This window comes from Sphaerisporangium melleum (assembly GCF_014646695.1).
GTDB classification, from domain to species: Bacteria; Actinomycetota; Actinomycetes; order Streptosporangiales; family Streptosporangiaceae; genus Sphaerisporangium; species Sphaerisporangium melleum.
On sequence record NZ_BMNT01000020.1, the window covers coordinates 11651 to 37759 of the forward strand.

Below are 26109 nucleotides of genomic sequence, written 5' to 3' on the forward strand. Positions count from 1 at the left end.
GACTCGAGCGGCAAGCGGCCTCGCTCCACGTCGCCGGGCAGTTCCCCGGAGACGCAAAACGCCTGTGGAGGCGACGTAAGACCCCAGCAATCGAGGCAGATGCCAACGAAGCAGGAACGAGGATCACTGAGATTCTCCGAACGGCTCACAGAAGGTTGTCAGGGGGCGTTGGCGTGGCGGTATGACACCTATAGAGTCTTCTGGCCTGAGATCGGGGCGATGTCGGATCGGAGGAGGGGGATGTCCACCACGCCGCTGTCCCTGCCGCAGCCCCCGCCACGCCCTCCGGAGTTCGGACAGGACGCGCTGATCGTCTGCGAGAGCCTGGTGCGGATCTACCAGTCCGGGTCGGTCGAAGTGCAGGCGCTGCAGGGGCTCGACCTCGTCGTGGACAGCGGCGAGATGGTCGCCGTCGTCGGGGCGTCCGGGTCGGGCAAGTCGACGCTGCTGTCCATCCTCGCCGGCATCGACGCCCCTACCGCCGGGCGGGCGCGCGTCGACCGGTGGAACCTGCTCGCGATGTCCCGCGCCGACCGGGTGCACTACCGGCGGCACACCGTCGGGTACGTCCGGCAGCAGACGGCGAGCAACCTCGTGCCCTACCTGACCGCGCGGCAGATGGTCGACCTGCCGATGACGGCGGCCCGTACACCGGCCCGCACCCGCCGCGCCCGCGCCACCGAACTGCTGGACACGCTCGGCGTCGGCCACTGCGCCGACCGGCGTCCCGCGCAGCTGTCCGGCGGGCAGCAGATGCGGGTCGCCATCGCGGTGGCGCTCGCCAACGACCCGCGCGTCCTGCTGGCCGACGAGCCGACCGGCGAGCTGGACACCACCACCTCCGCCGAGGTCTTCTCCGCGTTGCGGGACGTCAACCGGGAGCTCGGGGTCACCGTCGTCATCGTGACCCACGACCCCGAGGTCAGCGGCCAGGTCGAGCGGACGGTGGCGATCCGCGACGGGCGCACCAGCAGCGAGGTGGTACGCCGCACCGCCACCGGAACCGACGGCGACACCCAGGTGATCGCCGAGGAGTACGCCGTGATGGACCGCGCGGGGCGGGTGCAGGTGCCGCACGACTACCGCGAGGCGCTGGCACTGACCAGGCGCGTACGGCTGACGCTGGAGGCCGACCATGTCTCGATCCGCCCCGACCTGGATGAGCGGCCGCGTGTGAACCCTGACCTCTCCGACCCCGCGGGCCACGAATGAACTCCGACCTGCCAGATCGCGATCCGGCCCGTGTGACCACCGACGGCCCGGCGCGCGTGAGCGCCGATACGGCCGGCGCGCCGCTGCTCACGGTGCGCGGCGTCCACCGGCGCTTCGGCACCGGGGCGACCGCCGTCCATGCCCTGCGGGACGTGTCGTTCGACGTCGCCGCCGGCACCATGGTCGCCCTCGTCGGCCGGTCCGGCTCGGGAAAGACCACGCTGCTCAACATCATCGGCGGCCTGGACCGCCCGGACGCCGGCAGCGTCCTCGTCGACGGCACCGACGTGACCGCCCTCGACGAGGACGGCCTGTCCCTGCTGCGGCGCGAGAAGGTCTCCTACGTGTTCCAGACGTTCGGCCTGATCCCGGTGCTGTCGGCCGCGGAGAACGTGGGCGCGCCGCTCCGGCTGGCCCGCGTCGCGGCGCAGGAACGCGAGCGCCGGGTCGAACTGCTGCTGGAACTGGTCGGCCTGGCCGACCACGCTCAGCAGCGTCCGGGCGAGATGTCCGGCGGGCAGCAGCAGCGGGTCGCGATCGCCCGGGCCCTGGCCGCCTCGCCCCGGCTGCTGATCGCCGACGAACCGACCGGGCAGTTGGACGCCGAGACCGGTCTGGCGGTGATGGCGCTGCTGCGCGGGGTGGTCGAGTCCGAGGGGGTCACGGCGCTGGTGTCCACACACGACCCGGTGATGATCGCCCTGGCCGACCGGGTCATCCGGATCAGCGACGGACGGATCGAGGAGCAGCCCGCAGAGCACCCCGGCGAACAGACCCCCGAGCGATCCGGCGAACGGTCCTACGATCGGTCTGACGAGCAGATCCACTCGGGATCCGGCGAACGGTCCCACGACCGCTCCGATGAGCAGACCCACGAGCAGTCCGGCGAACGGCTCCGCGGCGGGGACATCTCGTGACCTTCCGGTGCCGGCCATGCTGAAGCTGCTCGCCCGCCGCGCCCGCGCGCAGTGGCCACTGCTGGCGGCCCTCCTGACGGTCGTGCTCGTCGGCCCGACCCTGCTGGGCGCCTGCGTCCTTCTCGTCACCCGTACCGCCGATCGGGCGCTGGAGACCGCCGCGGCCCGCGCCACCACCGGCGAGATCGAGGTCACCGCCTACACCGTCACCGTCCGCGGCCCCGACGCCCGATCCGTCGCCGCGGACACCCGTACCGTGCTGACCTCGGCGCTCGCACCGTTCCCCTCGACGACGTCCACGCGCGTGTCGTCGGCGATGCGGTGGCTGCCCGCGGCCCGCGCCGGGAAGAACGGCGTCCCGGCCGAGAGCTACCTGTCCGCCGTACAGGACCTGCCGGCCCGCGCCCGGCTGACCGCCGGACGCTGGCCACAGCCCACAACGGACAAGACCGCGACCGGCACGGCGCCCGGAACCGGGACGGCCACAACCGGCACCGGCACGACCGAGACCGGGCCAACGACCGGCACGACTGAGCAGAAGGCCGAAACGACCGGGACCGGGACGGAGGCTGACACAACCGGGCGCGGGCGCGAGCCCGGGACCGAAAGCGGGACCGGGACCGGGACCGGGAGCGGGACGACCGGGAGCGGGACGACCGGGAGCGGGGGCGATGGGGCCGCCGCGGCAGCAGGTGGGGGCCGGTCCGGTGGGGGGCCGCTGGAGGCGGTCGTGCTGGAGCCCACGGCGCGGCTGCTCGGCCTCACCCCAGGCAGCCGCGTCCACCTCGGCGCTGAGCTGTCCGCGCGGTCCGCCCCTGATGTCGACGTGACCGTCGTCGGTATCGTCCGCCCGCTACCGGGCTCCGGCTGGGACCGCGACCCGCTCGCCGCCGCCGGCTACGACCTCGCCTACCGCGACGGCCGCTCGCAGCAGCCGGTGCACGCCTACGGGCCCTTCATCGTCGATCTCGCCGACCTGCTCGCCGGCGGCTCCACGATCGACCGGCTGGAGATCATCGCCCGGCCCGACCTCACCACCGCCACCGTGCGTGACCTCGACACCGTCACCGGGGCCGTGCGCGGCGCCGACCGCCGGCTGGCACGAACCCTCGGCGACCGCGTGCAGATCGAACGCGTCTTCTCCCGGCTGCCGGCCACCCTGCTGGCCGCCCGCGCCCAGCAGCAGGTCACCGCCGCCGTCGTGCTCACCGTCGCCGTCCTCGGCATCGTCCTGACCGCGACGGCCCTCGCCCTCGCCGGCCGGCTCACCACCGGGGTCCGCGCCGAGGAGACCGCGCTGCTGTCCGCTCTGGGCACCAGCCGTGGCCAGCTCGCCGCCGTCGCGACCGTCGAGGCCGGCACGCTCGCCGTCCTGGCGACCGCGCTCGCCATCCCGGCCTCGTCGGCCCTGCACGCCGGCCTGACCCACCTGCCGCCGCTGGCGGGCGCCGGGCTCGCCGCCCGGCCGGAGGTGACCGCCGCGCAGGTGGCCGCCGTCGCCGCCGGCGCGCTGGCGCTCGCGGCCGTGCTCGTCATCCCCGCCGTACGACCCGCCGTCGCGCCCGGCGAGCGTCGCCAGCGGCGCGAGCTGCTGGCCCGCTCCGGCGCCGACCTGCTGCTCGTGGCCTTCGCCGCCGCCGGCTGGTGGCAGCTGTACGCGCAGCCCGCCGGGTCCGACACCGGCGCCGACGCCGTCCGCGTGCTCGCTCCCGCGTTGCTGCTCACCGCGGGTGCCGCGCTGGCGCTGCGCCTGGTGCTGCCCGCGCTGCGCGGCGCCGAGCGTCTTGCCCGCCGTGCCCGCGGGCTGGTGCTCCCCCTGGCCGTGTTCGACGCCGCCCGCCGGCCGCAGGCGGTCGCCGCGGGGCTGCTGATCGGCCTGGCCTGCGCGGCGAGCACGTTCGGAACGGGTTTCGACGCCACGTGGCAGCGCTCGCAGCAGGACCAGGCCGACCTGTCGGTCGGCACCGACCTCGCCATCACCCTGGACGCCCTGCCGGTCGCCGGGCAGGGGGCTGCGGTCCGCGCGGCCACCGGCGGCACGGCGACCCCGGCCACCGACCGCGGCATCGCGGTCGGGCAGTGGCTCGGCAACGGCGGCGAGGCACCGCGACTGGTCGCCTTCGACGCCGCCCACGCCGGCACCCTGCTGCGCGGCCGGCTGGACGCCGACCGCGACTGGACGGACGTGGGCGCCGCGCTCGCGCCGCCGGCCCCCGCCGTCGGGGTCCCCGTCCCGGCCGGTGCCGCGCTCACCCTGACCGGGAGGACCAGCGGCGGCACACCTCTCACCGTGACGCCCCGGCTGCTGCTGCAGGACGCCACGGGCCTGCGGACTCCCTGCACCGGCGCGCCGACCCGGCTCGACGGCAGGGCGCACCCGCTGCCGGCGTGCGCGACGGCGAAAGGGCTGCGGCTGGTCGCGGTGTCCCTCCCGTTCAAGGCGGACGAAGCCGCACAGGAGCGCACCGGCATCAGCGGCACCGTCACCGCGCCGAAGAACACCGGAGACGACTCCGGCGACAGGCCCACCCCACCGGCCGACACCGCGAACGAATCAAGCGACACCAGTGACGCCGCCACAGAGGGCGACGGCTCCGGCGACGCCCTCGACGTGCCGCCGTCCGGCGGGAGCGGCATCGGGGTCGCCGTCACGCTCACGGTGGCCGGGGCCGCCTCCGCCGGTTCTGAGCCCGGGTCGTCCTGGACCGCCACCTCCGCCGCGCCCTTTCCCGGGGCGCTCGCCACTCCAGCCGTCGCCCTCAGCGCCGGCTCCGCGGGCACCACGCTGCGCATGACGACGAGCGTCGAACGCAGAGGCCACCCGGACGCCGCCCGGACCCTGGTCGCGACCGCCTTCCCGGTCCCCGGACCGGTGCCCGCCGCCGTCTCGGCCCGCTTCGCCGGCGAGACCGGCGCCCGGCCCGGCTCCCGGCTCAGCCTCACCGTCGGCACCACGCCCGTCACGGTACGGGTGACCGAGGTGCTGCCCACCGTCCCGTCCGCGCCCGGCGCCGCGACCGTCCTGGCCGACCTGGACGCCCTTTCCCGGGCCCTCGTCGTCAACGCCGACCTGGACTTCCCGGTGGACGCCTGGTGGGTCGGGCACCCCACCCACCCCGACGCGGCCGCGCGTGCCACCGCGCTCCGCCTCGGCCCGGTCACCACCCGCGCCGCCGAGGCCGCCCGGCTCACCGGCGGTCCCCTGCGCGCCGGACTGCCGGCCGCGCTGCGGCTGCTCGTCCCGGCCGCCGTCCTGCTGCTGCTCGCCGGTGTCGTCCTGCACGTGACGTTCGACGTGCAGGTCCGCGCGCTCGAAGTGGCGCGGCTTCGAGGCCTGGGGATGACCCGGCGCGAGATTCGCAAGGTGCTGCTCGGCCAGCACGTCGGCGTCCTGCTGCCCCTGCTCGCGGCGGGTGCGGCCGTCGGCGCGCTCGCCACCCGGCTCGTCGCGCCTCTGCTCGTCCGCTCCGACACCGGCGCCGCGCCCGTACCGCCCGTCCTGCCCGTCTGGCCATGGGCCGCCGAGATCGTGCTGCTCGCCCTGCTCCTGGCCGGGTGCGCGGTCGCGGTGACGGTCGTGGTCACCGTCCAGGCCCGTCGCGCCGACGCCGCCCACCTGCGGGTGACGTCGTGAGCGGGCGCTCGCCCCTGCGGCTGCTGGACCGCAGGCGAGCAGCAGGGCCTGGACAGGCGCCGGAGCAGCGGCACGCGCCCGTCCGGTGGCGGCCGCCCACCCTGCACTGGCCCAGCGTCCGCGGCCGGGCCGTGGCCGACGCCGGGCCGCTGCTGCTGGTCGCCGTCGTCGTCGCGGTCGTCACCCTGCTCGCCGGCGCCGTGCCGCCACTGCTGCGCGCCACCGCCGACGCGGCCGTCCAGGACGCGGTACGCCGCGCCGGCGACGACGCCGACATCCTGGTCCACGCGAGCCTGGAACCCGACGACGGGGCCCTTGGCGGCCGCGTGCGCGCCCCCCACCTCGCCGAGGACGTCGACGGTCTGCGCACCAGGGCCACCGACGGGCTCGGCCCCGGCCTGCGCGCCGCCGTACGCCCACCCGTCGCCAGTGTCACCAGCCCCATCCTCAAGCTCACCGATGGCAGCGTGCTGCGCACCTTCCAGCTCACCTACCTCACGACCGGCAGCGGACCACGCGTGACCTGGATCTCGGGAGGTCCGCCCCGGCCCGCCGAAGCCTCGATGCACGGCGCGGCGGTCACGGTCCCCGATGGCGCGGCGTGGCAGGTGCAGATCGGGCTGTCGGAAGCGGACGCCGCGGCACTCGGCCTGCGTCCCGGCGCGCGCATCCCGCTCATGGACGACCAGGGGCGCGACAAGAACGTCCAGATCAGCGGCATCTTCCGGCCCGCGGACGCCACCGATCCCGCCTGGCGCCTGGCCCCCTGGCTGTTGCGTCCCGTCTCCGGCGCGGACGGCGTGGGCACCACCCGGCTCGGCGGCCTGCTGTCCGCCGAGTCACTGCCCGACGCCCGGCTCGCCTTCGACCGGGACGGGCTCCGCCGCACCGTCACCTTCACCCCCGACCCGGGCAGGCTCACCTGGGACGCCGCCCAGGCGATCGCCACGACCGTGGTCGCGCTCAAGGCGAACTCCGGCTCCTCCGGCGCCCTCGACGGTTCACTGAAGTGGGAGACGGCACTCGACGGCGTGCTGCGAAAGGTCCAGGCCCAGGTCGGCGCCGCGTCCGCACAGGCATCGGTGCTGCTCATCAGCGTGCTGCTCGACGCGGTACTGGTCCTGCTGCTCGCCGCCGACCTGCTGACCCGCCGGCGCGCCCCGGCGCTGGCCGCCGCCCGGCAACGGGGGGCGGCGCTGCCCGGCCTCACCTGCGAGTTGCTGCTGGAGTCCGCCGCGGTGGCCCTGACGGCCGCCGCGGCCGGGCTGGCGCTGGCCCGCACGCTCGCTCCGGACGCCACGTGGGAGTGGGCGCTTCCGGTGGTCCTCGCCGCCGCGGCGGCCGGCCCGGCGTTCGGCACGCTCGCCGCCGCCCGTGCCACCCGCGACCGGCGGGTCCCGGCCAACCGGGCCGCGCGCCGCCGGATCCGCGGCACCGGCCGGCTGCGCCGCCTCACCCTGGAGGCCGCGGTGCTCGTCGCCGCGGTCGCCGCCCTGGTCGCGCTGTACCAGCGCGGGATCGTGCCGGCCGGCTCCTCCGGCGGCACGACCGGCCCAGGATCGCCGCTCGGGACCGGACCGGGCGGTGGCGGGGCGCTGCCCGCGAGCGCGCCCGCCCTCGGCGTCCTCGCCGGCGCGATCGTCCTGCTGCGGCTGCTGCCCGCCGGGACGCGGCTCGCGCTGAGGCAGGCGCTGCGCTCGCGCCGCCCGCTCGCGGTGTTCGGCAGCGCACGGGCGGCCGAGACGTCCGCGCGGGTGCTGCCGCTTCTGGCGCTGGCCACCGCCACCGCTCTGGCGTCGTTCACGCTCACCTTCGACGCCACCGCCGGCCGGGGCCTGACGGACGGCGCCTGGCGCGCGGTCGGCGCCGACGCCCGCCTCGATCTCTCACCCGCCGCCGCGTCCTCCACGCCGGAGCTCGCCCGGCACATCGCCGCCGCACCCGGTGTCCGCCAGGTCGTCCCGGCAGAGGTGAACGACGGAACGCGCGTCGTCACCGACTCCGTGGCCGTCACCGCGCGCCTGGTCGTCGCGGACGCGGCGGCTTACCGGAGGCTGCTGGGCGCCACTCCGCTACCGGACGTGCCGGCGCTCACCCGGCTCACCGCGGCCGGTGGCGGCGACGTCCCCGTGCTGGTGCGCTCCGGTGACGGCAGCCTGCGTCCGGGCATGCGGCTGCGGCTGCTCCGGAACGCCGCCCCGGCCATCCGGCTCGTCGCCGTCGGCACGGCGCCCGCCGTCGGCGACGCCGAGGAGGTCGTCCTGGTGGACGCCTCGACCCTCGCCGCCGCCGGCCGGCCCGCCGCGCCCAACACGCTGTGGGTGGCCGGCCCCGGCGCGGCGCGCGCGGTCAGCGCGAACGCCGCCGCGGGCAAGGCCGTGCTCCGCGCGGACGTGCTGCGCGCGAGCAGCGCGGCACCGCTGACCTCGGGGTTGCTGTGGCTGGCCTGGATCTCGACCGCGACCCTGGTGGCCCTGGGACTGCTCGGGCTCGCGCTCGGCGCGGCCGCGAGCGCACCCGAACGGTGGCAGACCCTGACCAGGCTGCGCACCCTGGGCCTGCGGCCACGGGACGCCCGCTGGGTCGCGGCCGGGGAGTTGCTGCCGCCGGTGCTGGTCGCCGCCGTGTGCGGCCCGCTGCTCGGCGTGCTGCTCGCCCGCCTGACCTTCGACTCGCTCGCGTTGCGCCTGCTCACCGGGCAGGCCGGCGACCCGGCCCTGGCGTTGCCGTGGTGGGGCCTCGGTCTGCTCGTCGTCGCGTTGCCGGCGGCGGTCGCCGCGCTGGTGCCCATCGAGTCGGCGCTGCGGCGCCGCCGGCGGCTGAGCGAGGTGCTCCGCGCGGGCGAGGGCTGACCGCACCGGCAACCGGGCAGGCAGGTGCCCCGCGCCGGCGCGGGCCCGCCAGAGGCGGAGAGCAGCTCGATGTGCGGGTGGACCGGCTGTCCCGCCCAGCGGGGTGCACCAGAGCGACCCCCACTTGGCTGGGCGAGGCCCGGGGGCCGCCGCGCGGAGAGCAGGTCTGGGTGAGGCCGGGGCCGCCGCGCGGAGGGCGGTCGTGGCCCGGCCGATGTGGTGCCGCGGCCGGCCGCCTTCGCGCGCGGAGGTTCCCGAGCATCATCAACCCCGATCGGGCCTGGTACGACGTGCCGCCTTCGCGCGGAGGGCGGTCGCGGCCCGCCGATGTGGTGGCCGCGGCCGGGGCCGCCTTCGCGCGCGGAGGGGCCCGAGCATCGTCAACCCGAGCGGGCCTGGTACGACGGGACGCCTTCGCGCGGAGGTGCCCGGGCCCGGCCCCTTGGCTATCCCTGTGCTTCGCCCTTCGGCTGCTCGTCAGGCAGCAGGTATCGCCAGGAGAGCACGAAGAGCTTCCCCGAACCGGTCTTGAACAGCGAGCGGCCGTACTGCTCCCCGGTGGGAACGGCCTTGGTGATCGCGCTCACCGCCGCCCCCTCCAGGTCCTGCTGCCAGACCGGGTCCAGCGTGCCCGTGGGCTCCGGGACGCCGGCGGGCCACGGCGCCGGCTTACCCTCCGCCGACTCCGCCCCCTCGGCGACCACGCGGACGCGGGTGGCGACGTAGTCCGTGCCCTTCTCGGTGGCCCGGGTCGCGAGGCCGTCCATCAGCTTCTTCGCGTCCACGATCTCCTTGGGGTAGAAGGCCGCGAGCTGGTCCAGAGCCGGCACCCGGACCTCCAGCAGCTTGCCGTCCTTCCCCCGCACCCCGAGGACGGTGTCGGGAAGGTCCGTCACCATCGGCGCGCCGGGCTTGGGCTCCGCGGTCGGCGGACGCCCCGCCAGGTACTTCTCCATGGACGCGACCGTCTGGCGCGTCTCGGCGTCGGTCAGCTTGATCTGCTTGCTCGCGTCGGCGATCACCAGCCCGTCGCTGTACAGCACCACCCTCGGCGGTCGCAGTGCGTTCGTGGTCGCGGTCACGAACCCGCCTTCCGCGCGCCACACCGCGACCGGCTGGGCAGGCCCGGCCTCGGCCGAGGTCGCCGTCATATCCTTCTCCGCCCCTCCGCAGGCCGCGGTCAGCGACAGCAGTCCCAGGAGCAGCGTCATTCGTAGTCTCACGCCCTCAAAACGCACTTTTGGGGCATTCGGTTCAGACGGCTCCGGGAGCACCTTCCCGCACGGCCACGCGTCTCCGCGGCGAGGGGGTCACCGGCAGATGAGGCCGTTGAGCTGGAAGACCGTGGGAGCGGGGTCGACGCCTCCGTTCGTACCGTTGAAGCCGAGGGTGACGGCCCCACCGGGAGCGATGTTCCGGTTGTACGCGAGCGGCGCGGCGTTGACCATCTGACCGCTCTGTGACCACTCGGCCTCCCAGCCGTTGGTCAGGCGCTGCCGGGAGTCGGGGAAGGCGAAGGTCAGCCGCCACCAGGTGATCGGGATGGAGCCGGTGTTACTGATCGTCACGTACGCCGTCATACCGCCGAACCAGTTGTAGGTGTGGTACGAGACGTGACAGGCGTCCAGGTACGTCGGGGTCGGAGACGGGGTGGGGGACGGAGGGAGGTCGTTGTAGATCGTGGCCTGAACGGTCGGCGACGGGGGGCTGTCGGCGCCCCACCGGTCGACGGCCACCACGTAGAGAGTGGCGATGCGCGACGGCGTGCCGGTCGGCGGCCAGGACACGGTGAACGTGCCCTGGGTGACGTCGGGCCCGAAGGTGGCGACCTTGGCCTGAGTGCCGTTGCGGTCCTCGTACACCTGGTAGCAGGCGAGCCCGTCCGGGTCCGAGGCGGCGCCCCAGCGCAGGGTCACGTAGTTGTTGGCGGTCTGCACGACCGTGGGGGCGCCGGGCGCGGTCGGCGGCGTCAGCGGGGGGGTGCTGGGCGGCAGGGTCCGGGGGTCGTAGCACGGCCACAGCAGCGACGGCGAGGGGGACGGAGGCACCGTGGTCGCCGGCCTGACCTGTGCCGACATCGCCCCACTCGCGGAGGCGCTCGCCACCGCCGGGATCAGGAAGGCCGCGGCGACCAGCATCGCGACCCCCCAGGAGACCGCCCATCGTCCCGTCATGGCTTTGCCCTTCCCGCGAGCCCGGATCGCCGTCTGACCACGAGCATGAGAGCGGGTGCGCACCCGGTCAACCAGCGGCGGAGCGGCCCGGCGGCACCGGCGAGGGTGAGCAGGTGGCGGACCTCGGCGAGGAACCCGGTCGTCCACACGCGATGAACCTTTCACATCACCGCCCGCGGATACCGGTCCCGGCGCGAGTGTCCCTGGAGATCGTCGGGCCGCACTCAGCGCCCTGGAGGGGTGCGGGCCGTGTCCGTCCTTCGTTCCTCGGTGACGGTCTTGTCGAATCCACGGCCCGGGATCGCCGGCAAGGTGCCGGTTCAGGCGTTGTAGCCGCCGTGGGCGTCCAGCACCGCACCCGTCACGTACGACGCGGCGGGACCGGCCAGGAAGGCGATCGCCGCGGCGATCTCGTCGGGGTGGCCCATGCGCTGCAGGGACAGCGAGCCGAGCAAGGTCTTGAGGGTCTCCGGGTCCGGCGGTTCCATTCCGCTCTCCATCAGTCCGGCCTCCACGACGTTGGCCGTGATGCCTCGGGACCCGAGGTCCCGCGCGACGCCCATGGTGTACCTCTCGATCCCCGCCTTGGTCGCCGCGTAGTCCGCGACGCCCGGGACTCCGACCCTGGAGCCCAGTCCGGAGCTCACCGTGATGATGCGGCCGTCCGCGCGCAGCACTCGGGAGGCGGCCCGGATGACGGCGATCACGCCGAGGTAGTTGGTGGCGTGCATGCGATCCAGCGCGGCGGTGTCCGCGTCCGGATCATCCACCGTGCGGCCCTCCCCGGCCGCGATGGCCGCGTTGTTGACGAGGATGTCCAGGCCGCCGAAGTGCGCGACCACGTCGTCCATCAGCGCCGGCGCCCCGCTCATGTCCGCCTGGTCGGACCTGAAGGCGACGACCTTCGCTCCCTTGCCCCGCACCTCGTCGACGACCGCCTGTGCTCGCTGCTCGGAGCTGACATAGGTGAACGCGATGTCAGCGCCCTGCTCGGCCAGCAGCCGTACGGTCGCGGCTCCGAGGCCGCGGGACCCTCCGGTGACCAGGGCGACCTTGCCCGTGAGCGGCTTGTTCATTCTTCTCACTCCACTGGATTGATCGTTTCCGACGTCGTAACACTAATGGTTACGACATCCTGATCGCAACAATTTCTGTTACGACAGGCTCCGTCGTAACATGGACCGTTGCGACAAGAGGAGTGGCTTCATGAGCGCCAACAGCAGGTTGACCATCGCCGCCCACGCGCTGGCCTGGATCAGCCTGTACCAGCGCCAGGGACATGAGGTCGCCACCTCCGAGCAGATCGCGACCAGCGCGAACACCAATCCCGTGGTGATCAGACGGCTGCTCGGCGACCTGCGCAGGGCAGGGCTTGTGGAGTCCCGGAGGGGCGTGGGCGCAGGCTGGACACTGGCCCGCGAACTGGAATCGATCACTTTGCTCGATGTGTACGAGTCGGTGGAAACCGGCCCGCTCTTCGCGATGCACCGAGCCACCCCTGACCAGGGGTGCGTAGTGGGCTATGGCATCCAGCCGGCGATGCAGAGCATCTACGAGGGCATCGAGGAGACCCTGAGGCGCGAGTTGGCCCGCGTCACACTAGAGGATGTACTCCGGGACATCCTCGCGGCACGTCGCTAGCCCAGAGAGTCGCTAGCCCAGAGAGCGGTGAACCGGCCCGTGGTCATCGGGCGGGCGCGGCCCGCCCGATGACCACGGCATCACACTTCACCGTGTCACCCCCGCTTCAGTGGGCGGGTGCCTGGAACTCGCCGGTGCTCTGGGAACGGGCCGGCAGGAGCAGGGCGGCGATGACCACCACCACGGACAGCACCGCGCCGATGATGAAGGCCAGCCGCATGCCGCCGAGAGTGGCGAGCGTCTCGCCGACTCCCTCGGCGCGCAGGACGTCGGCTCGCGCGCCCATCACGGTGATCACGAGCGCGGTGCCGATGGCCGCGGAGACCTGCTGCAGCGTGCTCAGGATCGAGCTGCCGTGGGAGTAGAGGTGCGGGGGAACCGCGCCGAGCCCGAGGGTGAACACGGGGGTGAAGGTCGCGGCCAGGCTCACCATCAGCAGCGCGTGCAGACCGAGGAGCTGCCAGAACGGCATGGTCATCGTGACCTGGGTGAAGCCGGCGAGCGAGAGCATGATCCCGATCGCGCCGGGGATGACCAGGACCCGGCCGCCGAACCGGTCGAACAGGCGGCCCACGGTCGGGCCGAGCAGCCCCATCGCCAGGCCGCCGGGCATCACGAGGAGCCCGGTCTCCAGGGCGCTGAGCCCGCGGAGGTTCTGCAGGTACAGCGGAAGCAGGATCATCGAGCCGAGCATCGCCATGAACGACACCGACAGCAGGATCAGCGCGACCGTGTAGGTGCGGTTGCGGAGCGTACGAAGGTCCATCAGCGGCACGCCGCGCTTCTGCAACGACATCTGGCGCAGGACGAAGACGGCGATCGCCGCCAGGCCGACCGCGACGATCGTGGACGCGACGGCGACGTCACCGCCCTCGAACCGGCTGAGCCCGTAGACCAGGCCGCCGAACCCGGTGGCGGCGGTCACCACGCTGAACCAGTCGATGGTGCCGGCCTGGGGCTCTCCGACGTTCTCAAGCTGCTTCAGGCCACGCCAGGTGATCACGGCGGCGATGGGGAGCACCACGGCGAACAGCAGCCGCCAGGACCCGAACTGGAGGATCACTCCGGAGACCGCCGGGCCCATCGCGGGGGCGACCGACATGGCCAGGGTGACGTTGCCCATCACCCGGCCTCGATCTTCCTCGGGAACCACCTGCATCAGCGTGGTCATCAGCAGCGGCATCATCACGGCGGTCCCGGACGCCTGGACGATGCGGGCGCCGAGCAGGATGCCGAACGACGGCGCGATGGTCGCCAGCGCCGTGCCGGCCAGGAACAGACCCATCGCGGTGGCGTACGCCCCGCGGGTGGACACCCGTTGCAGGAACCACCCGGTGATCGGGATGACGGCGGCCATGGTCAGCATGAACGCGGTCGACAGCCACTGCGCGGTCTGCTCGGTGATCTGCAGCGCGCCCATCAGCTTCGGGATCGCGTTGATCATGATGGTCTCGTTCAAGATCACGACGAAGGTGGCGAGCACCAACAGCGGGATCACGGGCGGCGTGCGACCTCGTACGGCTTTACGAGAAGTCGCGGACTCGGCGGGTGAGTCGAGCTGTGAGATGGGCACGGGACCTCGATCGGGGTTGTCGGACATAACGTGATCATGGCTGGCGTTCCAGCCTCGAACGGGCTTGCGAGAAGTCGCGATAAGGCAAAGACTGACGGATGCCACCGACAAAACTCGGCGGGTGCGTCCAGCATTCCGGCAGTCCGTGCGGGGCGTCACCCGGTTTTCGGTGACATCGACCGCTTGCGACCCATCTGACCTGCGGAGATACGAAACCCGCTCGTCGATCTGTTACCGACTTCACCAAGTCGCAGGCACTTGTCGGCGAGTGGGCACGGCGGACGCCTCGGTCATCCCGTCACAGAGAACAGGATGTCGCCTCGACCGGCACACCGAGTGGAGAGCCTGCCCGTGGGACGAGTGGAGGGGCTCACGGGCCGAGCCGCCACAGGGCCGAGAGCCGGACCCCGCGGGGATCTCTGATGACACCCAGCGCGTAGACGGTGGTGCCGACGACGGCGAGGTCGCTGATCTCGTACGGCAGGCCGCCGTCGACCGGGAGGAGTTCCCTGGTCCAGCGGCCGCCGGCCAGGTGCCACACCTCGCCCTGCCCGTCGAAGCCGTGACTCGGATGGCGGATCGCCCACAGGCCGCCGGAGCCGTCGGGTTCGGCGTCCGAAAAGCCGCGGTTCCCGCGCGACGCCGGTCCCCACGTGCACGTCCACCTGCCGCCCGCGAGGTGGAGCGCGACGGGCCTGGACCGGGTCACCGGCTCATCGCCGTCCGGCGGGTACTCCTGCCAGCGGTGGTCGCCGAGCACCCAGAATTCGCCGTCGCCCGTCGGCACGACGCCGCCGAGGCGCAGCCGGCCCTTGTCCGAGGGCACCGGCCTGGCATCGCGCGGCGGTGTCACGGCGGGGAGCCGAACCCGCTGTCACGCCGTACCGGTCCATCTGACCGGCTCCGCGACCGGTTCGTCCTCCCGGGCGAAGAAGACGCCCAGCAGCCAGGGCGAACGGTCGGTCCCGCTCATCCCGCTGACGCTCTCGACGGGTACCGGGGCGAGTTGCCAGGTCGTGCCGTTCCAGTAGGCCGACGCGGTGGTGCCGATCACCCAGCGACCGCGGGCGGCGCGCACGGAGCCGTCCGCCTGGTCCAGCGGGGAAGGCCGCCGTTGCCAGGTCGCGCCGTCCCAGAACCGCACGGAGTCGGCGAAGACCCATACATGCCGGGCGTCGGCCACCGAGTACGGCCACAGGGCGCTGTCGCCCGGCATGACCGGCAGTTCGGTCCAGGCCCGGCCGTCCCACCGCATGAGTCCGGTCTTGGCGTCCTCGCCCGGTGGAGTGTGCATGGCCCACAGCGAGCCGTCGGCTGCCGTGCCGGCGTTCAGCCCTTCACCGGGCGCGCTCCATGCCAGTTCCCAGCCGGAAGCCGCCTCCTGCGCGCGGAACCGGTCCACCCGCTGAAGCGGGCTGGGGCAGGAGCCCGTCGCCTCCAGGGGATCGGCCGTGGCCGGCGGAACCGGCGTGGCGGTGGACCGCACCGGTGCCGGACCGGCGCCGCAGCCGGCGACGAGCAGCGCCAGGAGCAGGACTCGCTTCATACGCGAGAAAGTCTGACAGCCCGCGGGCGATCGGTGAAACCCGGTCGAGGGTGCCGTGAAACCGGCGGCACCGACAGTGGAGCCATGAGCATCACTGAACTCGGACGTACCGGGGGCGGCCCGGCCCCCTCGGGGGGCGTCGATCTGGCCGTACGTGCGGAAGGGCTGGTGAAGACGTTCGGCGAGCACCGTGCCGTCGACGGGATCGACCTGGCCGTACGCCCGGGCGAGATCTTCGGCGTCCTCGGCCCGAACGGCGCCGGCAAGACCACCACCCTGCGGATGCTGGCCACCCTGTTGAAGATCGACGCGGGTCGCGCCGAGATCTTCGGAGTCGACGTGGCCGGCAACCCGCACGTGATCCGCCAGCTCGTCGGCGTCACCGGACAGTACGCGTCGGTCGACGAGAACCTGACCGCCCGCGAGAATCTCTGGCTGTTCAGCCGCCTGCAGGGCATCGCTCCGCCGCGCGCCCGGCGCATCGCCGCCGAGCTGCTGAGCCAGTTCGGCCTGGAGGACGCCGCGAACAAACCGATCGCGCACTTCTCCGGCGGCATGCGCCGCCGCCTCGACCTGGCGGCCAGCCTGATCACCAGACCACCGTTGATCTTCCTGGACGAGCCGACCACCGGTCTCGACCCCCGCACCCGCGGCCAGATGTGGGACACCATCCGCGGTCTGGTCACCGACGGCTGCACGGTGCTGCTGACCACGCAGTACCTGGACGAGGCCGACCAGCTCGCCGATCGGGTCGCCGTCATCGACCACGGCCGCAAGGTCGCCGAGGGCACTCCTGACGAGTTGAAGACCGCCGTCGGCAACTCCACCCTCCAGGTGCGGCTCGCCGACCCGGGAGAGACTCCCACCGCCGCGGAGGTCGTACGGCGCGTCCTCGGCTCCGACCCGATCCTCAGCCCCGAGCAGGGCCGCCTCAACGTCGCCCTCGACCAGGCCGACCTGGCCGCGGACGTACTGATCGCGCTGCGCACCGCCGGAGTGTCGATCTCCTCGGTGAGCGTGGCCAAGCCCAGCCTGGACGAGGTGTTCCTCGCCCTCACCGGCCACGAGACGGACGAGGACCGCGGGACCGGCACCAAGGAGAACCGATGAGCACGATGATCGCACCCGTCCGTGAGAGGGTCCGGGCCGCCGACCGCGTGGCGGCCGCCCGGCGGCGGGTCTCGCTGAGCGAGACGCTCGGTCAGACCCTGATGATGGCGTGGCGGGCGCTCAAGAAGATGCTCCGCAACCCGGAGCAGTTCTTCGACGTGGCGCTGCAGCCGATCCTGTTCACCGCGATGTTCGCCTTCATCTTCGGCGGCGCCATCGCCGGCGACGTGGCGAGCTATCTGCCCGCGATGATTCCCGGCATCCTCGCGCAGACCGTGCTGACGACGTGCATGGCCACGGGCACCCAACTGCGGGAGGACATGGAGAAGGGGGTCTTCGACCGGTTCAAGTCGTTGCCGATCGCCCGCATCGCGCCGCTCGCCGGCCCGATGGTGGCCGACCTGCTGCGCTACACGATCGCGGCCACCCTGACCTTCACCATGGGCCTGATCATGGGATATCGCCCGGAGGGCGGGCCGGGCGGTGTGCTCGCCGCGATCCTGCTGGCGATCTTCACGGGCTGGTCGCTGGCGTGGGTGTTCACCTGGGTCGGCACGATCGCCCGCAGTGCCCAGGCCGTGCAGGGCATCTCCATGATGATCTTGTTCCCGTTGACGTTCCTGTCGAACGCGTTCGTCCCGGTCGAGACGCTGCCGGGCTGGCTGGCGGCCTTCGTCCGGGTCAACCCGGTCTCACACCTGGTCACGGCGGCCCGCGACCTCGCCAACCGAGCCGTGGTCAGCGGGGAGGTGGCCTGGACGATCGCGGCGTGCCTGATCGTCATGGCGATCTTCGCGCCGCTGTCGGTGCGCAGCTACAAGCGGCACATGTGAACTCCGTCCGGCCCGGCCGGAGATCTGCTCGACGAGCCCGCGCGCCTCGTCGAGCAGATCGGCGCCGCGCCGATCGCCGTACCCCGCCCGCAGGGCGGCGATCATCCCGGGCGCCGCACGCTCCGCGTACGGCTCGATGCGCTCGAAGGCCATGCTGGGCATCCTGCTGTTGTACGAGAACCGCTCGGCCAGCACCAGCAACCCGATCGCGTCGCCGGCGGGCATGGCGCCCCGCAGCAACCCCCAGACACCGAGCGCGAAGAGCACCGAGCCGCACAGCGGGTAGTCCAGGGCGGGATTCCGCACGTTCAGCAGGTCGTGGTCCAGGATGGTGGCGAACAGCTCATCGCCGTACCGGACGTCCTCCGGCGCGGCGTGATACGCGTACGCCGTCAAAGTGATCGTCACCGCGACGAGCGTCCAGGGCGTGAACTCCACGTGCGGCACCCCGGGCAGGCGCAGATCGCGCGCCCGCTGCACCGCCAGGCGATATTGCGCGAGCGCGGCGGCCGTCTCACCGCGGGCGAGGGCCAGCTCGGCCGCGCACAGCGAGACGATCGCCACCCCGCTCAGCACCGCCTCGTTGTCGTTGATCCGGATGATCTCGGCGAACTCCGCGTCGGCGGCGTCGACATCGCCGTCGGCGAGCGCGGCGGTCAGCAGCAGCGCGCGAAGCTGGGTCTCGTCGTCGGTGGCGCCGAGCCTGCTCAGCACCGGCAGGGCGACCCGCGCGTGTTCGACCGCCCGCCCGCGGTCGCCGTGCCGCATGAGCAGGTGCGCCAGCACGGTGCGCATGATCGCCGCGTACCACGGCCCTTCGTCCTCGCCGAGCATCGTCAGCAGGTATTCGGCGGCCTCGATCGCCTCGGTCACCTCACCGGCGTTCTCCAGGACGTGGACGCTCATCTGCGTCGCGGCCACGACCACCGCGCGGTCCTCACTGCGCCGCAACTCGGTCAGCCGGCGGCGCACCTCGGCATTGTCCGGCACGTAGCACGCGAGCAGCACCTCGACCATCGCCGCCACGCGGGGTTCGGTCCTGTCACTGGTGGGCAGCCCGAGCAGGAGATCGCGCACCGGGTCGACGCTGCGATCGGGGACGATGACGGCGTTCATCATCGCGATCAGCATCGCGCCCCGGGTGACCTCGACGAGCTCCGGTGGCGGCGTCCACCCCCCGACCACCTGGTTGATCGCGTTCCAGTGCACGAGGATCCGGGAATGGTCGCCACGGATCGACCACAGCGACCCCACGCCGAGCAGCAACTGGACCGTCGTGCCGGGATCGGACTCCGCGAGCGCCTGCCGGAGCAGGTCGGCGAGGTTGCTCTCCTCGAAGCGCAACGCGTCGACCGCCGCGAACTGTGCCGGACTGAACACCGCGAAGGCGTGTTCGAGGGCGTACTCCGTGGCCCAGGCCCGCTGCGCCGCACGGGCGGGCGCCTCCTCGCCGGCCTCCGTCAGCCGCATCCGCCCGAACTCCCGGACGGTCTCCAGCATTCGGTACCGCAGGCCGTACCCCGTCTCGCGGACGCTCAGCATCGACTGCTCGGACAGCGCGTCCACGACGGGCAGGGCGTCCGGGCCGAGCACGTGCTCGGCCGCCGCCAGCGTGAAACCGTCACCGAACAGCGACAACCACCCCAGCGCCCGCCGTTCCGGCTCGTCCAGCAGGTTCCACGACCAGTCGATCACCGCGAGCAGCGTCTGGTGCCGGTCGGGGGCCGTGCGGTTCCCGCCGCGCAACAGGGCGAACCGGTCCGCCAGGCGCCGCGCGATCTCCTCCACCGACATCACCCGCGCCTTGGCCGCGGCCAGCTCGATCGCGAGCGGCAGGCCGTCCAGGCGGGCGACGATCTCCCCGACCGCTCCCTCGTCCACCCGCACCCCGGGCCGGGCGGCGGTGGCGCGCTGGCGGAACAGCTCGACCGCGTCTTCCCTGGGCAGCTCGCCGAGCAGGTAGACGCGCTCGGCGGGGATCGACAGGGGGGCGCGCGAGGTGATCAGCACCCGGAGGTCGCGGGTCGTCACGGTCAGGAACGCCACCAGATCGGCGACGGCCTCGATCACGTGCTCGCAGTTGTCCAGGATCAGCAGCACCGGAGCCTGGTCGAGATGCCGGGCGATCCGGGCGCGAACGTCGGAGCGCTGCTCGGCGGTCAGGGCACGACGGCCCCTGACGGAGTCCCGGACCCCGAGCGCCGACCCCACCTCGGCCACCACGCCCTCCGGCGAGGACACGCCGACCAGTTCCACGAAATGGGCGACGGGCTGCGCGGCGTTCCTGCCCACGACATGCGCCAGTCGCGTCTTCCCCAGCCCGCCGGGGCCGATGATGGAGACCACCCGGCCGGTCTGCAACAGGGCGTGCACCGCCCGGATGTCGTGGTCGCGGCCGAGCAGCGAGGAACCGTCGAACAGGATGCCCTCACGCACCGGCCGGTCGGCCACGAGGAGCTCGGCGTACACGCGGGCGAGCTCAGGCCCCGGCTCGGTGCCGAGGCGCGCGACCAGGCCCACGCGATAACGCTCGTAGCGCTCCAGAGCCGCGGCCCCTCCCCGCACGGCGGCCTCGCTGCGCAGCAGGCAGGCGAGCAGCTCCTCGTCGTGCGGCCGATCACCGAAAGCCCGCTCCAGCAGCGGCAGCGCGCCCTCGTGCGCGCCGCTGCGGCTGCGCGCGATCGCCACCACCCGCCGCGCCTCGGCCACCCACTCAGCGGCGGATTCCCTCAGCTCGGCCAGCGGGCCCGTGGCGCCGTCCAGGCCGCCGGGCACCAGCCCCATGGCCTCCTCGGCGCGGCGGCACGCGAGCACCATGTCGCCTTCGCCCAGCGCGGCCCGCGCCTGCTCCACCAGCGCACCGAGCAGCAGTGCGTCCACCTGGCCCGCGGGCAGCCCGAGCCGATAACCATGCGGCATCCGCACCACGGCCTCGGCGCAGGTCGCCGCTCTGGTGCGCGAGACGACCACCTGCAGCGACTTGGTCGGGTTGACCGGCGCCCCGTCGGGCCACAGCTCCTCGATCAGGCGCTCGTCACCGACTCCGGCACGCGCGTGCATGACGAGCACGGCCAGCAGGGTGTGCGCGCGATCGCCGACCACACGCGCACCCTGCCAGCGAACGCCATCGAGCAGCACCAACGCGGGGGACACATCCCCAGCTTACGGACGAGTCCCCACCGGCGAGCGCGTCCGCGCGTCAGCGTGGCCAAGTTGCTCCTGAGCGTCCCCGACTCCCTGACCTTGGAGGCTCCGGGGACGCGCGGTCGCCGTAACGGCGTATCCGGGCGCGGCGTCGCGGCGGCTCCGGCTCGCGATCCACGGACCCGCCGGGAACTTCGACGCGTCTTACCGGCAGGAAATCCCTACCCTTGCGATAGTTGTACGACGTCCCCCGACCCGTATCGTCCCCACCAGTGATCTCGGCTGCGCAGGAGAGGACCGGCATGACCGACGAAGTGGTGCGACGCGTCTTCCAGATGGTCGACACCTCCGACGCCGACGCGTTCGGGCGGCTACTGGCCGACGACGCCACCTTCGTGTTCGGCAACGCCGAACCGCTGATCGGACGTGCGACGATCGTCGCCGGGTTGCGGGACTTCTACGCGACCATCGGCGGCCTGCGGCACCGGATCATCCGGAACTGGCAGGTGGACGCCGACATCATCGCCGAGACCGAGGTGACCTACCGCCGGCTCGACGGTAAGGACGTCAGCGCCGTGGCCGTATCGATCTGGCACACCCGCGACGACGGCCTGATCACCGACTACCGCATCTTCGCCGATCTCGCCCCCATCTACGAGGCCTAGCGCCCAAAAAGCGCTCCAGCGACCGCCCGGCGAGGCTGGTCTGGGCCCGCGACGGCGGTGAGATCAGCCCTTCAACCCGTAGAACCCGATCGGCGAGTTCGAGCGGAAGCCGATACGCGGGTACACCTTGGCCCCGTCGGCGGTCGCGTGCAGGGTGGCCCGAGTCAGTCCGGTAGCCTGGGCGCCCTCGTACAGTGCCTTCCGCGTGACCGCCTCGCCGTAACCTCTGCGCTGCCACTCAGGGTCCGTGGCGACCAGCACGACGAAGAGCCGGCCGTCCGCCGCCACGGCCCCCGCACAGGTCACCGGAACTCCGTCCCGCAGGCCCAGGTACGCGTACACCTGCTCTTTCCACAAGGTCGAACCGACGAGCCCGTCGCGTCCGTCCTCCAGGTCGAACCCGTAGGCACGCGAGTTGAGGTCCGCGTAGTCGCGCAGCTGCTCGTCGCTGGTCACGCGCACGAACGTCAGGTCCGGGTGGACCGGCTCGGGAATCGGGAGCAGATCCCCGGCCATGCCGGTGCCGGAAAAGGCGAACTCGAGGCCCGCGCGCTCCGCCGCCGTCGCGAGCGTCGCGCGCGCCTCGCTGCCGAGAAGGTCCTCGAAGAGCCACAGGAAGCCCGGTCGCGTCTTGGACCGCATGATGTCCACGACCTGGCCGAGGCGCCGTTCGAGAAGCTGCGCGTCCACCCCGGCCTCGGTCAATGTGACGGCGTTCCAGAAGGCGAACCTGGAGTCCGCCCAACGAACCGCGATGCCGGGAAGGTCCCGTACATCCGCGTTCGACGTCCGGTCGAGCACCATGGCCCGCCAGACCAGCGCGAGCTGCTCCATCGACTCGACCGGCTCTCCAAGATCAGTCACAGCGTCTCTCCAGGTTGACGTCATCACGCGTGAGGCCGTTGTGACCCTACGCTCATGGCACCCAATAGCGAGCGGGTATGGCTTTCTCGCGGTACCGTCCGGGACCGTCCGGTTCGACCAGCCAGGCATTCCGGTCAGGGAGCACGCCGAGCGCTTCATGGAGTCGCGTGCCCACGTAGTGCAGAGCGACGCCGTCCTCGGTCGCGTGACCCGCCGGCAGTCCGCCCTGCGCGACGAAGTAGCGGTACCGCTCACGCCTGGGCTGGTCGCCGAGGTCGTCGTGCACGCCGTTGCTGAACGGCAGGAGGCCCAGGCCGTCGTCGATGGCATCGAGCGCGTCGCCGAAGGAGTCGGTGACGCCGCCCGAATGCCAGCACAGGCTTCCCGCGCTCTGGCCGGCCAGCACGACTCCGGCCTCCCAGCACTCCCGCAAGATCTCGTCGAGACGATGAGCGCGCCACACCGCCAGCAGGTTGACCACGCTTCCACCGGTCACGAAGATCACGTCTTGCGCCAGCAGATGGGCTCGCACGTCCGCCACGTTCGGTCTGACGAACAACTCCAGGTGTGATACCTCGGCCTCGCCGAACGACGCGGCTCGCGCGTACCAGCGATCGATGTACTCCCGCGCGTCGCCGACGGCCGTGGCGATGATGCACACGCGCGGCCCGCGCACGCCGGCGAGCCGCATGGCCTGCCACAGCTGGGCGCCCATGCGTTCGGGAGGGAAACCCCCGGGCGGATACAACACGCCGGAACACGCCAGGATCTGCCGTTCTCGCCCCATGATCACATCGTCGAACGATCGGAGCGCCCGCGCAACAGCCCGGCCGCTCGGGCCATGCCAGGCCGAGGCGACGGCTACACCGGAAGATGACCTGGATCTGGGCCGGTAGTGGGGAATCATCTGACTTCGCCCGCCACTACGGGTTTCAGCTTGAGTGAATACTGTCCGCGCTGTTAGCGTCACCCCGGTGGACGACATACGTGCACGGGCGGAGGCGATCGAGGACTTCGCGGCGGCGCTCCGCGAACTTCGCAACTCTGTCGGCAACCCGCCTTTCCGTGAGATGTCCGGCCGGTCAGGTGCCATCTCGCACACCACCTTGCACGAAGCCACGAAGGGCAACCGGCTCCCGAGCTGGGAGACCACCGTCGAGTTCGTCAGGGCGTGCGGCGCGACCCCGGACGCGTACCGCGAACGCTGGGAGCAGGCGAACCTCACGGTCAGATCGGCGAGCGCCGGAGATCCTCCGGCCCGCACGGACCCCTCGGCGGCCCGTCCGCCCGGTGAACTCGCGGCCTCCGCCTCTGACGCCGCGGAAGGTCCTGCTGCCGTGCACACCGCCACCGGGTCACCGGCGCCATGGCCGGCCGGTGAGCCATCGGCGTCCGTGCCGCCGCCACCGCACGGCGAGGCCCGCCCGGTCCTGTCCGCGCCGAGGGGCCGCGGACGGCGGCTGTCCCGCCCCGCCATGGCCGCGCTCGCGACGGCGGCCGTGGGCACCGCGACAGCGGTCTTCGTCGCGGTCAACGCCGGCCGCGGGACCGACGGAGGCGGCCTGCCCCCGTCCGGCGGCCCGTCGAGTACCGCGCTGTCGGCGGCCGACTGCCCGGTGCGCCCGACCAACCCGCCGTACGCCCCGCCCGCCCACCAGGGTGACTCGGCCGCGTTCATCGGGGACATCACGCTGCCCGACTGCACGCGCGTCGGCCCGGGCCAGACCAAGGCCAAGGTGTGGCGGCTCAAGAACGCCGGAAGAGTGCCGTGGAAGGGATATTCACTGCACCGCCTCGACCTCCCGCAGCGGCAAGACCAGTGCCAGACCATCTCCGATGTGCCGATCAAGGACACGGCCCCCGGGGAGATCGTCGACATCCGGACCCTCATCACCACGCCGAGGAACTCCGGCCTGTGCTACGTGCGGTTCAAGATGATGGACGGTTCGGGACAGGTGGCCTTCCCCGGCGGCCGGCCGCTCAACTTCCAGGTCATCGTCGAGTGACGCGAGTTCCCCGCCGCGTGACACGCGGCGGGGAACCCACGAGCGGAGCGTCTCCGCGCGGCTCAGGAGGTCAGAACGATTCCCTTGTAGTAGTACTTGACGATCCTGGAGTGGCTCCAGCCCGCCTCGGCCTTGTCACGGGTGCCGTTCTGCGACATCCAGTCGCCGGTGACCCAATGGCCGCACGCCGTGGTCGTGGAGCAGTACTGCGCCTTGAAGATCTTCCCGCCGCGCGTCATCCGGGTGCCCCACGTCGCGTCCACCGCGGCGTTCGTCGCCGCCGTCGCCGAGCCCGGCTTGTACATCTGGCTGGAGGTGTGGTCGGTGACGTCGTAGCACTGGCCGCTCGGCGTCCTGCTCGCCGAGTTCAGCGCCCAGTACCAGCCGAAGTTCTTCACGGCGATCGCCCCGGCCTTGAGTGACTCCTTCGGCCAGTGCGACCGCCACTCGTTGGGCAGGACGTTCTTGATGTAGGTCTTGAACGGCACCCGTTCCACGCGATCGAGGGATTTCCGGTAGACGAGGATCGTCGTGGGCAGCTTGGTCTGCGTGCCGTCGGTCTTGCATTCGGCCGGCGACCCGGAGCCCATGAACCGGTGCGAGGCGTTCTGGTTCTTCAGGCCCGCCTTGAGGTTGCCCTTGGCGCCCGCCTTGAAGTCCTGGTAGACGCTGCCGCCGTAGTTGCTGTTGTAGTAGACCCGGACGGTCTTGCCGCTGCGGTTCCACACCGACGCGGCGGAGTTCTTGACGCACTTGCCCTTGCCGTTGCCGGGCCCCTTGAAATCGAAACAGGACGGCTGCTTGGTGCCGTAGTCGCCGGCGGATCCGGCGAAATCCGAGACCGACCCCTTGTTGTCGCTGTTGAAGTAGTAACAGAACTCGCCCGCCTCGCACACGCCGTTGCGCACCGCCGCCGAGGCCGGCGGGGCGGTGACGAACACCATCCCGCCGACCACCATCGCGGCGGCCCCGGCGAGCCGCGAGATCAGCCGTGCGGTTCGTGGAGACATGATCGCCTTCCTCTTCATCGCAGGCCTCGGCGCCCTAGCGGACGTTGTAGCCCTGGGAGACCCAGAACGCGTTCGGGTTCGGGTTGCTCAGCGTCGGGTCGCCGACGCTCTTGGCGGCGAGCGTCTGGCGTCCGGGACGCATCTCGACGTGGGTGTGCGCGGCACCACTGGACGACACCCCGTGCCACGCCTCGTCCGCGATGCGCTGCCCGCGCGAGATCTGCTGGCCCACGCGCAGCGAGGACAGCGGCGCGGAGTGCAGGTAGATGATCGTCTTGTTCAGCGAGGCGTTGTAGATGGAGATCGTGGAGAGCCCGGAGCCGCCGTTGTGCCCCCGCGCGAGGTAGATGAGCTGACCGCTCACCAGCGCGTGGACGTCCGAGCCCACGCTGCGGGCGATGTCGATGCCCTCATGCCGGCCGGAGGTGTGGGTGTAGCCGTCGAAGCCGCAGCTGATCCCGCCGCCGCCGGTCTTGTACAGCGCGTACGACATGTTGGCACGCGGCGCGGACGACGGGCCGAACTGGTGCGAGGCGTTCTGGTTCTTCAGGCCCGCCTTGAGGTTGCCCTTGGCGCCGGGCTTGAAGTCCTGGTAGACGCTGCCGCCGTAGTTGCTGTTGTAGTAGACCCGGACGGTCTTGGCGCTGCGGTTCCACACGGAAGCGGCGGAGTTCTTGATGCACTTGCCCTTGCCGGCGCCGGCGCCCTTGAAATCGAAACAGGACGGCTGCTTGGTGCCGTAGTCGGCGACCGACCCGGCGAAGTCCGAGACCGATCCCTTGTTGTCGCTGTTGAAGTAGTAACAGAACTCGCCCGCCTCGCACACGCCGTTGCGGACGGCCGCCGAGGCCGGCGAGGCGGTGGCGAGCATCGCCCCACCGGCCACCATCGCGGCGGTCGCGGCGAGGATCTTGTTGAACGTGCTCAT

General features: G+C 72.4%; 19 protein-coding genes and 1 pseudogene. 9 read left to right on the forward strand and 11 right to left on the reverse strand.

Annotation, left to right across the window (positions count from 1 at the left end; genetic code table 11):
- Nucleotides 1-240: 240 nt before the first annotated feature.
- Genes IEY93_RS18475 through IEY93_RS18490 form a run of 4 tightly spaced genes read left to right on the forward strand, consistent with a single transcriptional unit; the run spans nucleotide 241 to nucleotide 8615 of the window.
- The gene (locus tag IEY93_RS18475) at nucleotides 241-1212 is read left to right on the forward strand and encodes an ABC transporter ATP-binding protein (protein ID WP_189164340.1); all 972 of its coding nucleotides are present in this window, start codon (nucleotides 241-243) and stop codon (nucleotides 1210-1212) included.
- Between the two features lie 56 nt (nucleotides 1213-1268).
- Entirely contained in the window at nucleotides 1269-2129 is an 861-nt protein-coding gene (locus IEY93_RS18480; RefSeq protein WP_229691248.1) for an ABC transporter ATP-binding protein, read from the forward strand.
- The gene (locus IEY93_RS18485) at nucleotides 2074-5763 is read left to right on the forward strand and encodes an FtsX-like permease family protein (RefSeq protein ID WP_203968692.1); all 3690 of its coding nucleotides are present in this window, start codon (nucleotides 2074-2076) and stop codon (nucleotides 5761-5763) included. Before IEY93_RS18480 ends, IEY93_RS18485 begins: the two co-directional genes overlap by 56 nt.
- Nucleotides 5760-8615: an FtsX-like permease family protein gene (locus tag IEY93_RS18490; RefSeq protein WP_203968693.1), complete on the forward strand. Its 2856-nt coding sequence runs from the start codon at nucleotides 5760-5762 to the stop codon at nucleotides 8613-8615. Before IEY93_RS18485 ends, IEY93_RS18490 begins: the two co-directional genes overlap by 4 nt.
- 446 nt (nucleotides 8616-9061) lie before the next feature.
- Here IEY93_RS18490 and IEY93_RS18495 read toward each other — a convergent pair whose 3' ends face one another.
- From IEY93_RS18495 to IEY93_RS18505, 3 genes are all read right to left on the reverse strand, one after another.
- The gene (locus IEY93_RS18495; RefSeq protein WP_189164342.1) at nucleotides 9062-9826 is read right to left on the reverse strand and encodes a hypothetical protein; all 765 of its coding nucleotides are present in this window, start codon (nucleotides 9824-9826) and stop codon (nucleotides 9062-9064) included.
- 99 nt (nucleotides 9827-9925) lie between these two features.
- Nucleotides 9926-10789 (reverse strand): cellulose-binding domain-containing protein, encoded by an 864-nt coding sequence (locus tag IEY93_RS18500; protein ID WP_189164343.1) that lies wholly within the window; start codon nucleotides 10787-10789, stop codon nucleotides 9926-9928.
- 320 nt (nucleotides 10790-11109) lie between these two features.
- A complete protein-coding gene (locus IEY93_RS18505) occupies nucleotides 11110-11865 on the reverse strand; it encodes an SDR family NAD(P)-dependent oxidoreductase (RefSeq protein ID WP_189164344.1) in 756 nt (251 codons plus the stop codon).
- A 130-nt stretch (nucleotides 11866-11995) separates the two neighbouring features.
- On the opposite strand from IEY93_RS18505, the gene IEY93_RS18510 reads away from it, so the two are divergent.
- Nucleotides 11996-12430, forward strand: a complete 435-nt coding sequence (locus IEY93_RS18510; protein WP_189164345.1) for an Rrf2 family transcriptional regulator — start codon at nucleotides 11996-11998, stop codon at nucleotides 12428-12430.
- A gap of 106 nt (nucleotides 12431-12536) precedes the next feature.
- Here the strand turns inward: IEY93_RS18510 and IEY93_RS18515 are convergent, their stop codons facing one another.
- From IEY93_RS18515 to IEY93_RS18525, 3 genes are all read right to left on the reverse strand, one after another.
- Nucleotides 12537-13928 (reverse strand): MDR family MFS transporter, encoded by a 1392-nt coding sequence (locus IEY93_RS18515; protein ID WP_203968694.1) that lies wholly within the window; start codon nucleotides 13926-13928, stop codon nucleotides 12537-12539.
- Between the two features lie 445 nt (nucleotides 13929-14373).
- The gene (locus IEY93_RS18520; protein WP_189164347.1) at nucleotides 14374-14856 is read right to left on the reverse strand and encodes a hypothetical protein; all 483 of its coding nucleotides are present in this window, start codon (nucleotides 14854-14856) and stop codon (nucleotides 14374-14376) included.
- 21 nt (nucleotides 14857-14877) lie between these two features.
- Nucleotides 14878-15549, reverse strand: coding sequence for a hypothetical protein (locus tag IEY93_RS18525; protein ID WP_189164348.1), 672 nt, complete (start codon nucleotides 15547-15549; stop codon nucleotides 14878-14880).
- A gap of 84 nt (nucleotides 15550-15633) precedes the next feature.
- Between IEY93_RS18525 and IEY93_RS18530 the strand changes: the two genes are divergently transcribed.
- Both IEY93_RS18530 and IEY93_RS18535 read left to right on the forward strand, forming a co-directional pair.
- A complete protein-coding gene (locus IEY93_RS18530; RefSeq protein ID WP_189164349.1) occupies nucleotides 15634-16659 on the forward strand; it encodes an ATP-binding cassette domain-containing protein in 1026 nt (341 codons plus the stop codon).
- Nucleotides 16656-17492, forward strand: coding sequence for an ABC transporter permease (locus IEY93_RS18535; RefSeq protein WP_189164350.1), 837 nt, complete (start codon nucleotides 16656-16658; stop codon nucleotides 17490-17492). Before IEY93_RS18530 ends, IEY93_RS18535 begins: the two co-directional genes overlap by 4 nt.
- A 2016-nt stretch (nucleotides 17493-19508) precedes the next feature.
- Here the strand turns inward: IEY93_RS18535 and IEY93_RS39930 are convergent.
- A pseudogene (locus tag IEY93_RS39930) lies at nucleotides 19509-20552 on the reverse strand (AfsR/SARP family transcriptional regulator); the annotation flags it as partial.
- 386 nt (nucleotides 20553-20938) lie between these two features.
- Between IEY93_RS39930 and IEY93_RS18545 the strand changes: the two are divergent.
- Nucleotides 20939-21301, forward strand: coding sequence for a nuclear transport factor 2 family protein (locus IEY93_RS18545; protein ID WP_189164351.1), 363 nt, complete (start codon nucleotides 20939-20941; stop codon nucleotides 21299-21301).
- A gap of 63 nt (nucleotides 21302-21364) precedes the next feature.
- On the opposite strand, the gene IEY93_RS18550 is transcribed toward IEY93_RS18545, so the two are convergent.
- On the reverse strand, nucleotides 21365-22165 hold the full coding sequence (locus tag IEY93_RS18550; protein WP_189164352.1) for a GNAT family N-acetyltransferase: 801 nt from the start codon (nucleotides 22163-22165) through the stop codon (nucleotides 21365-21367).
- A gap of 52 nt (nucleotides 22166-22217) precedes the next feature.
- Nucleotides 22218-22952 (reverse strand): Type 1 glutamine amidotransferase-like domain-containing protein, encoded by a 735-nt coding sequence (locus tag IEY93_RS18555; RefSeq protein ID WP_189164353.1) that lies wholly within the window; start codon nucleotides 22950-22952, stop codon nucleotides 22218-22220.
- Between the two features lie 187 nt (nucleotides 22953-23139).
- Between IEY93_RS18555 and IEY93_RS18560 the strand changes: the two genes are divergently transcribed.
- Nucleotides 23140-24171 carry an NBR1-Ig-like domain-containing protein gene (locus tag IEY93_RS18560; RefSeq protein WP_189164354.1) on the forward strand — a complete coding sequence of 344 codons (1032 nt, stop codon included), beginning with the start codon at nucleotides 23140-23142 and terminating at the stop codon, nucleotides 24169-24171.
- Between the two features lie 62 nt (nucleotides 24172-24233).
- Here IEY93_RS18560 and IEY93_RS18565 read toward each other — a convergent pair whose 3' ends face one another.
- Both IEY93_RS18565 and IEY93_RS18570 read right to left on the reverse strand, forming a co-directional pair.
- Nucleotides 24234-25181 carry a SpoIID/LytB domain-containing protein gene (locus IEY93_RS18565; RefSeq protein ID WP_189164355.1) on the reverse strand — a complete coding sequence of 316 codons (948 nt, stop codon included), beginning with the start codon at nucleotides 25179-25181 and terminating at the stop codon, nucleotides 24234-24236.
- Nucleotides 25182-25215: 34 nt separating this feature from the next.
- Nucleotides 25216-26109: a peptidase inhibitor family I36 protein gene (locus IEY93_RS18570; protein WP_189164356.1), complete on the reverse strand. Its 894-nt coding sequence runs from the start codon at nucleotides 26107-26109 to the stop codon at nucleotides 25216-25218.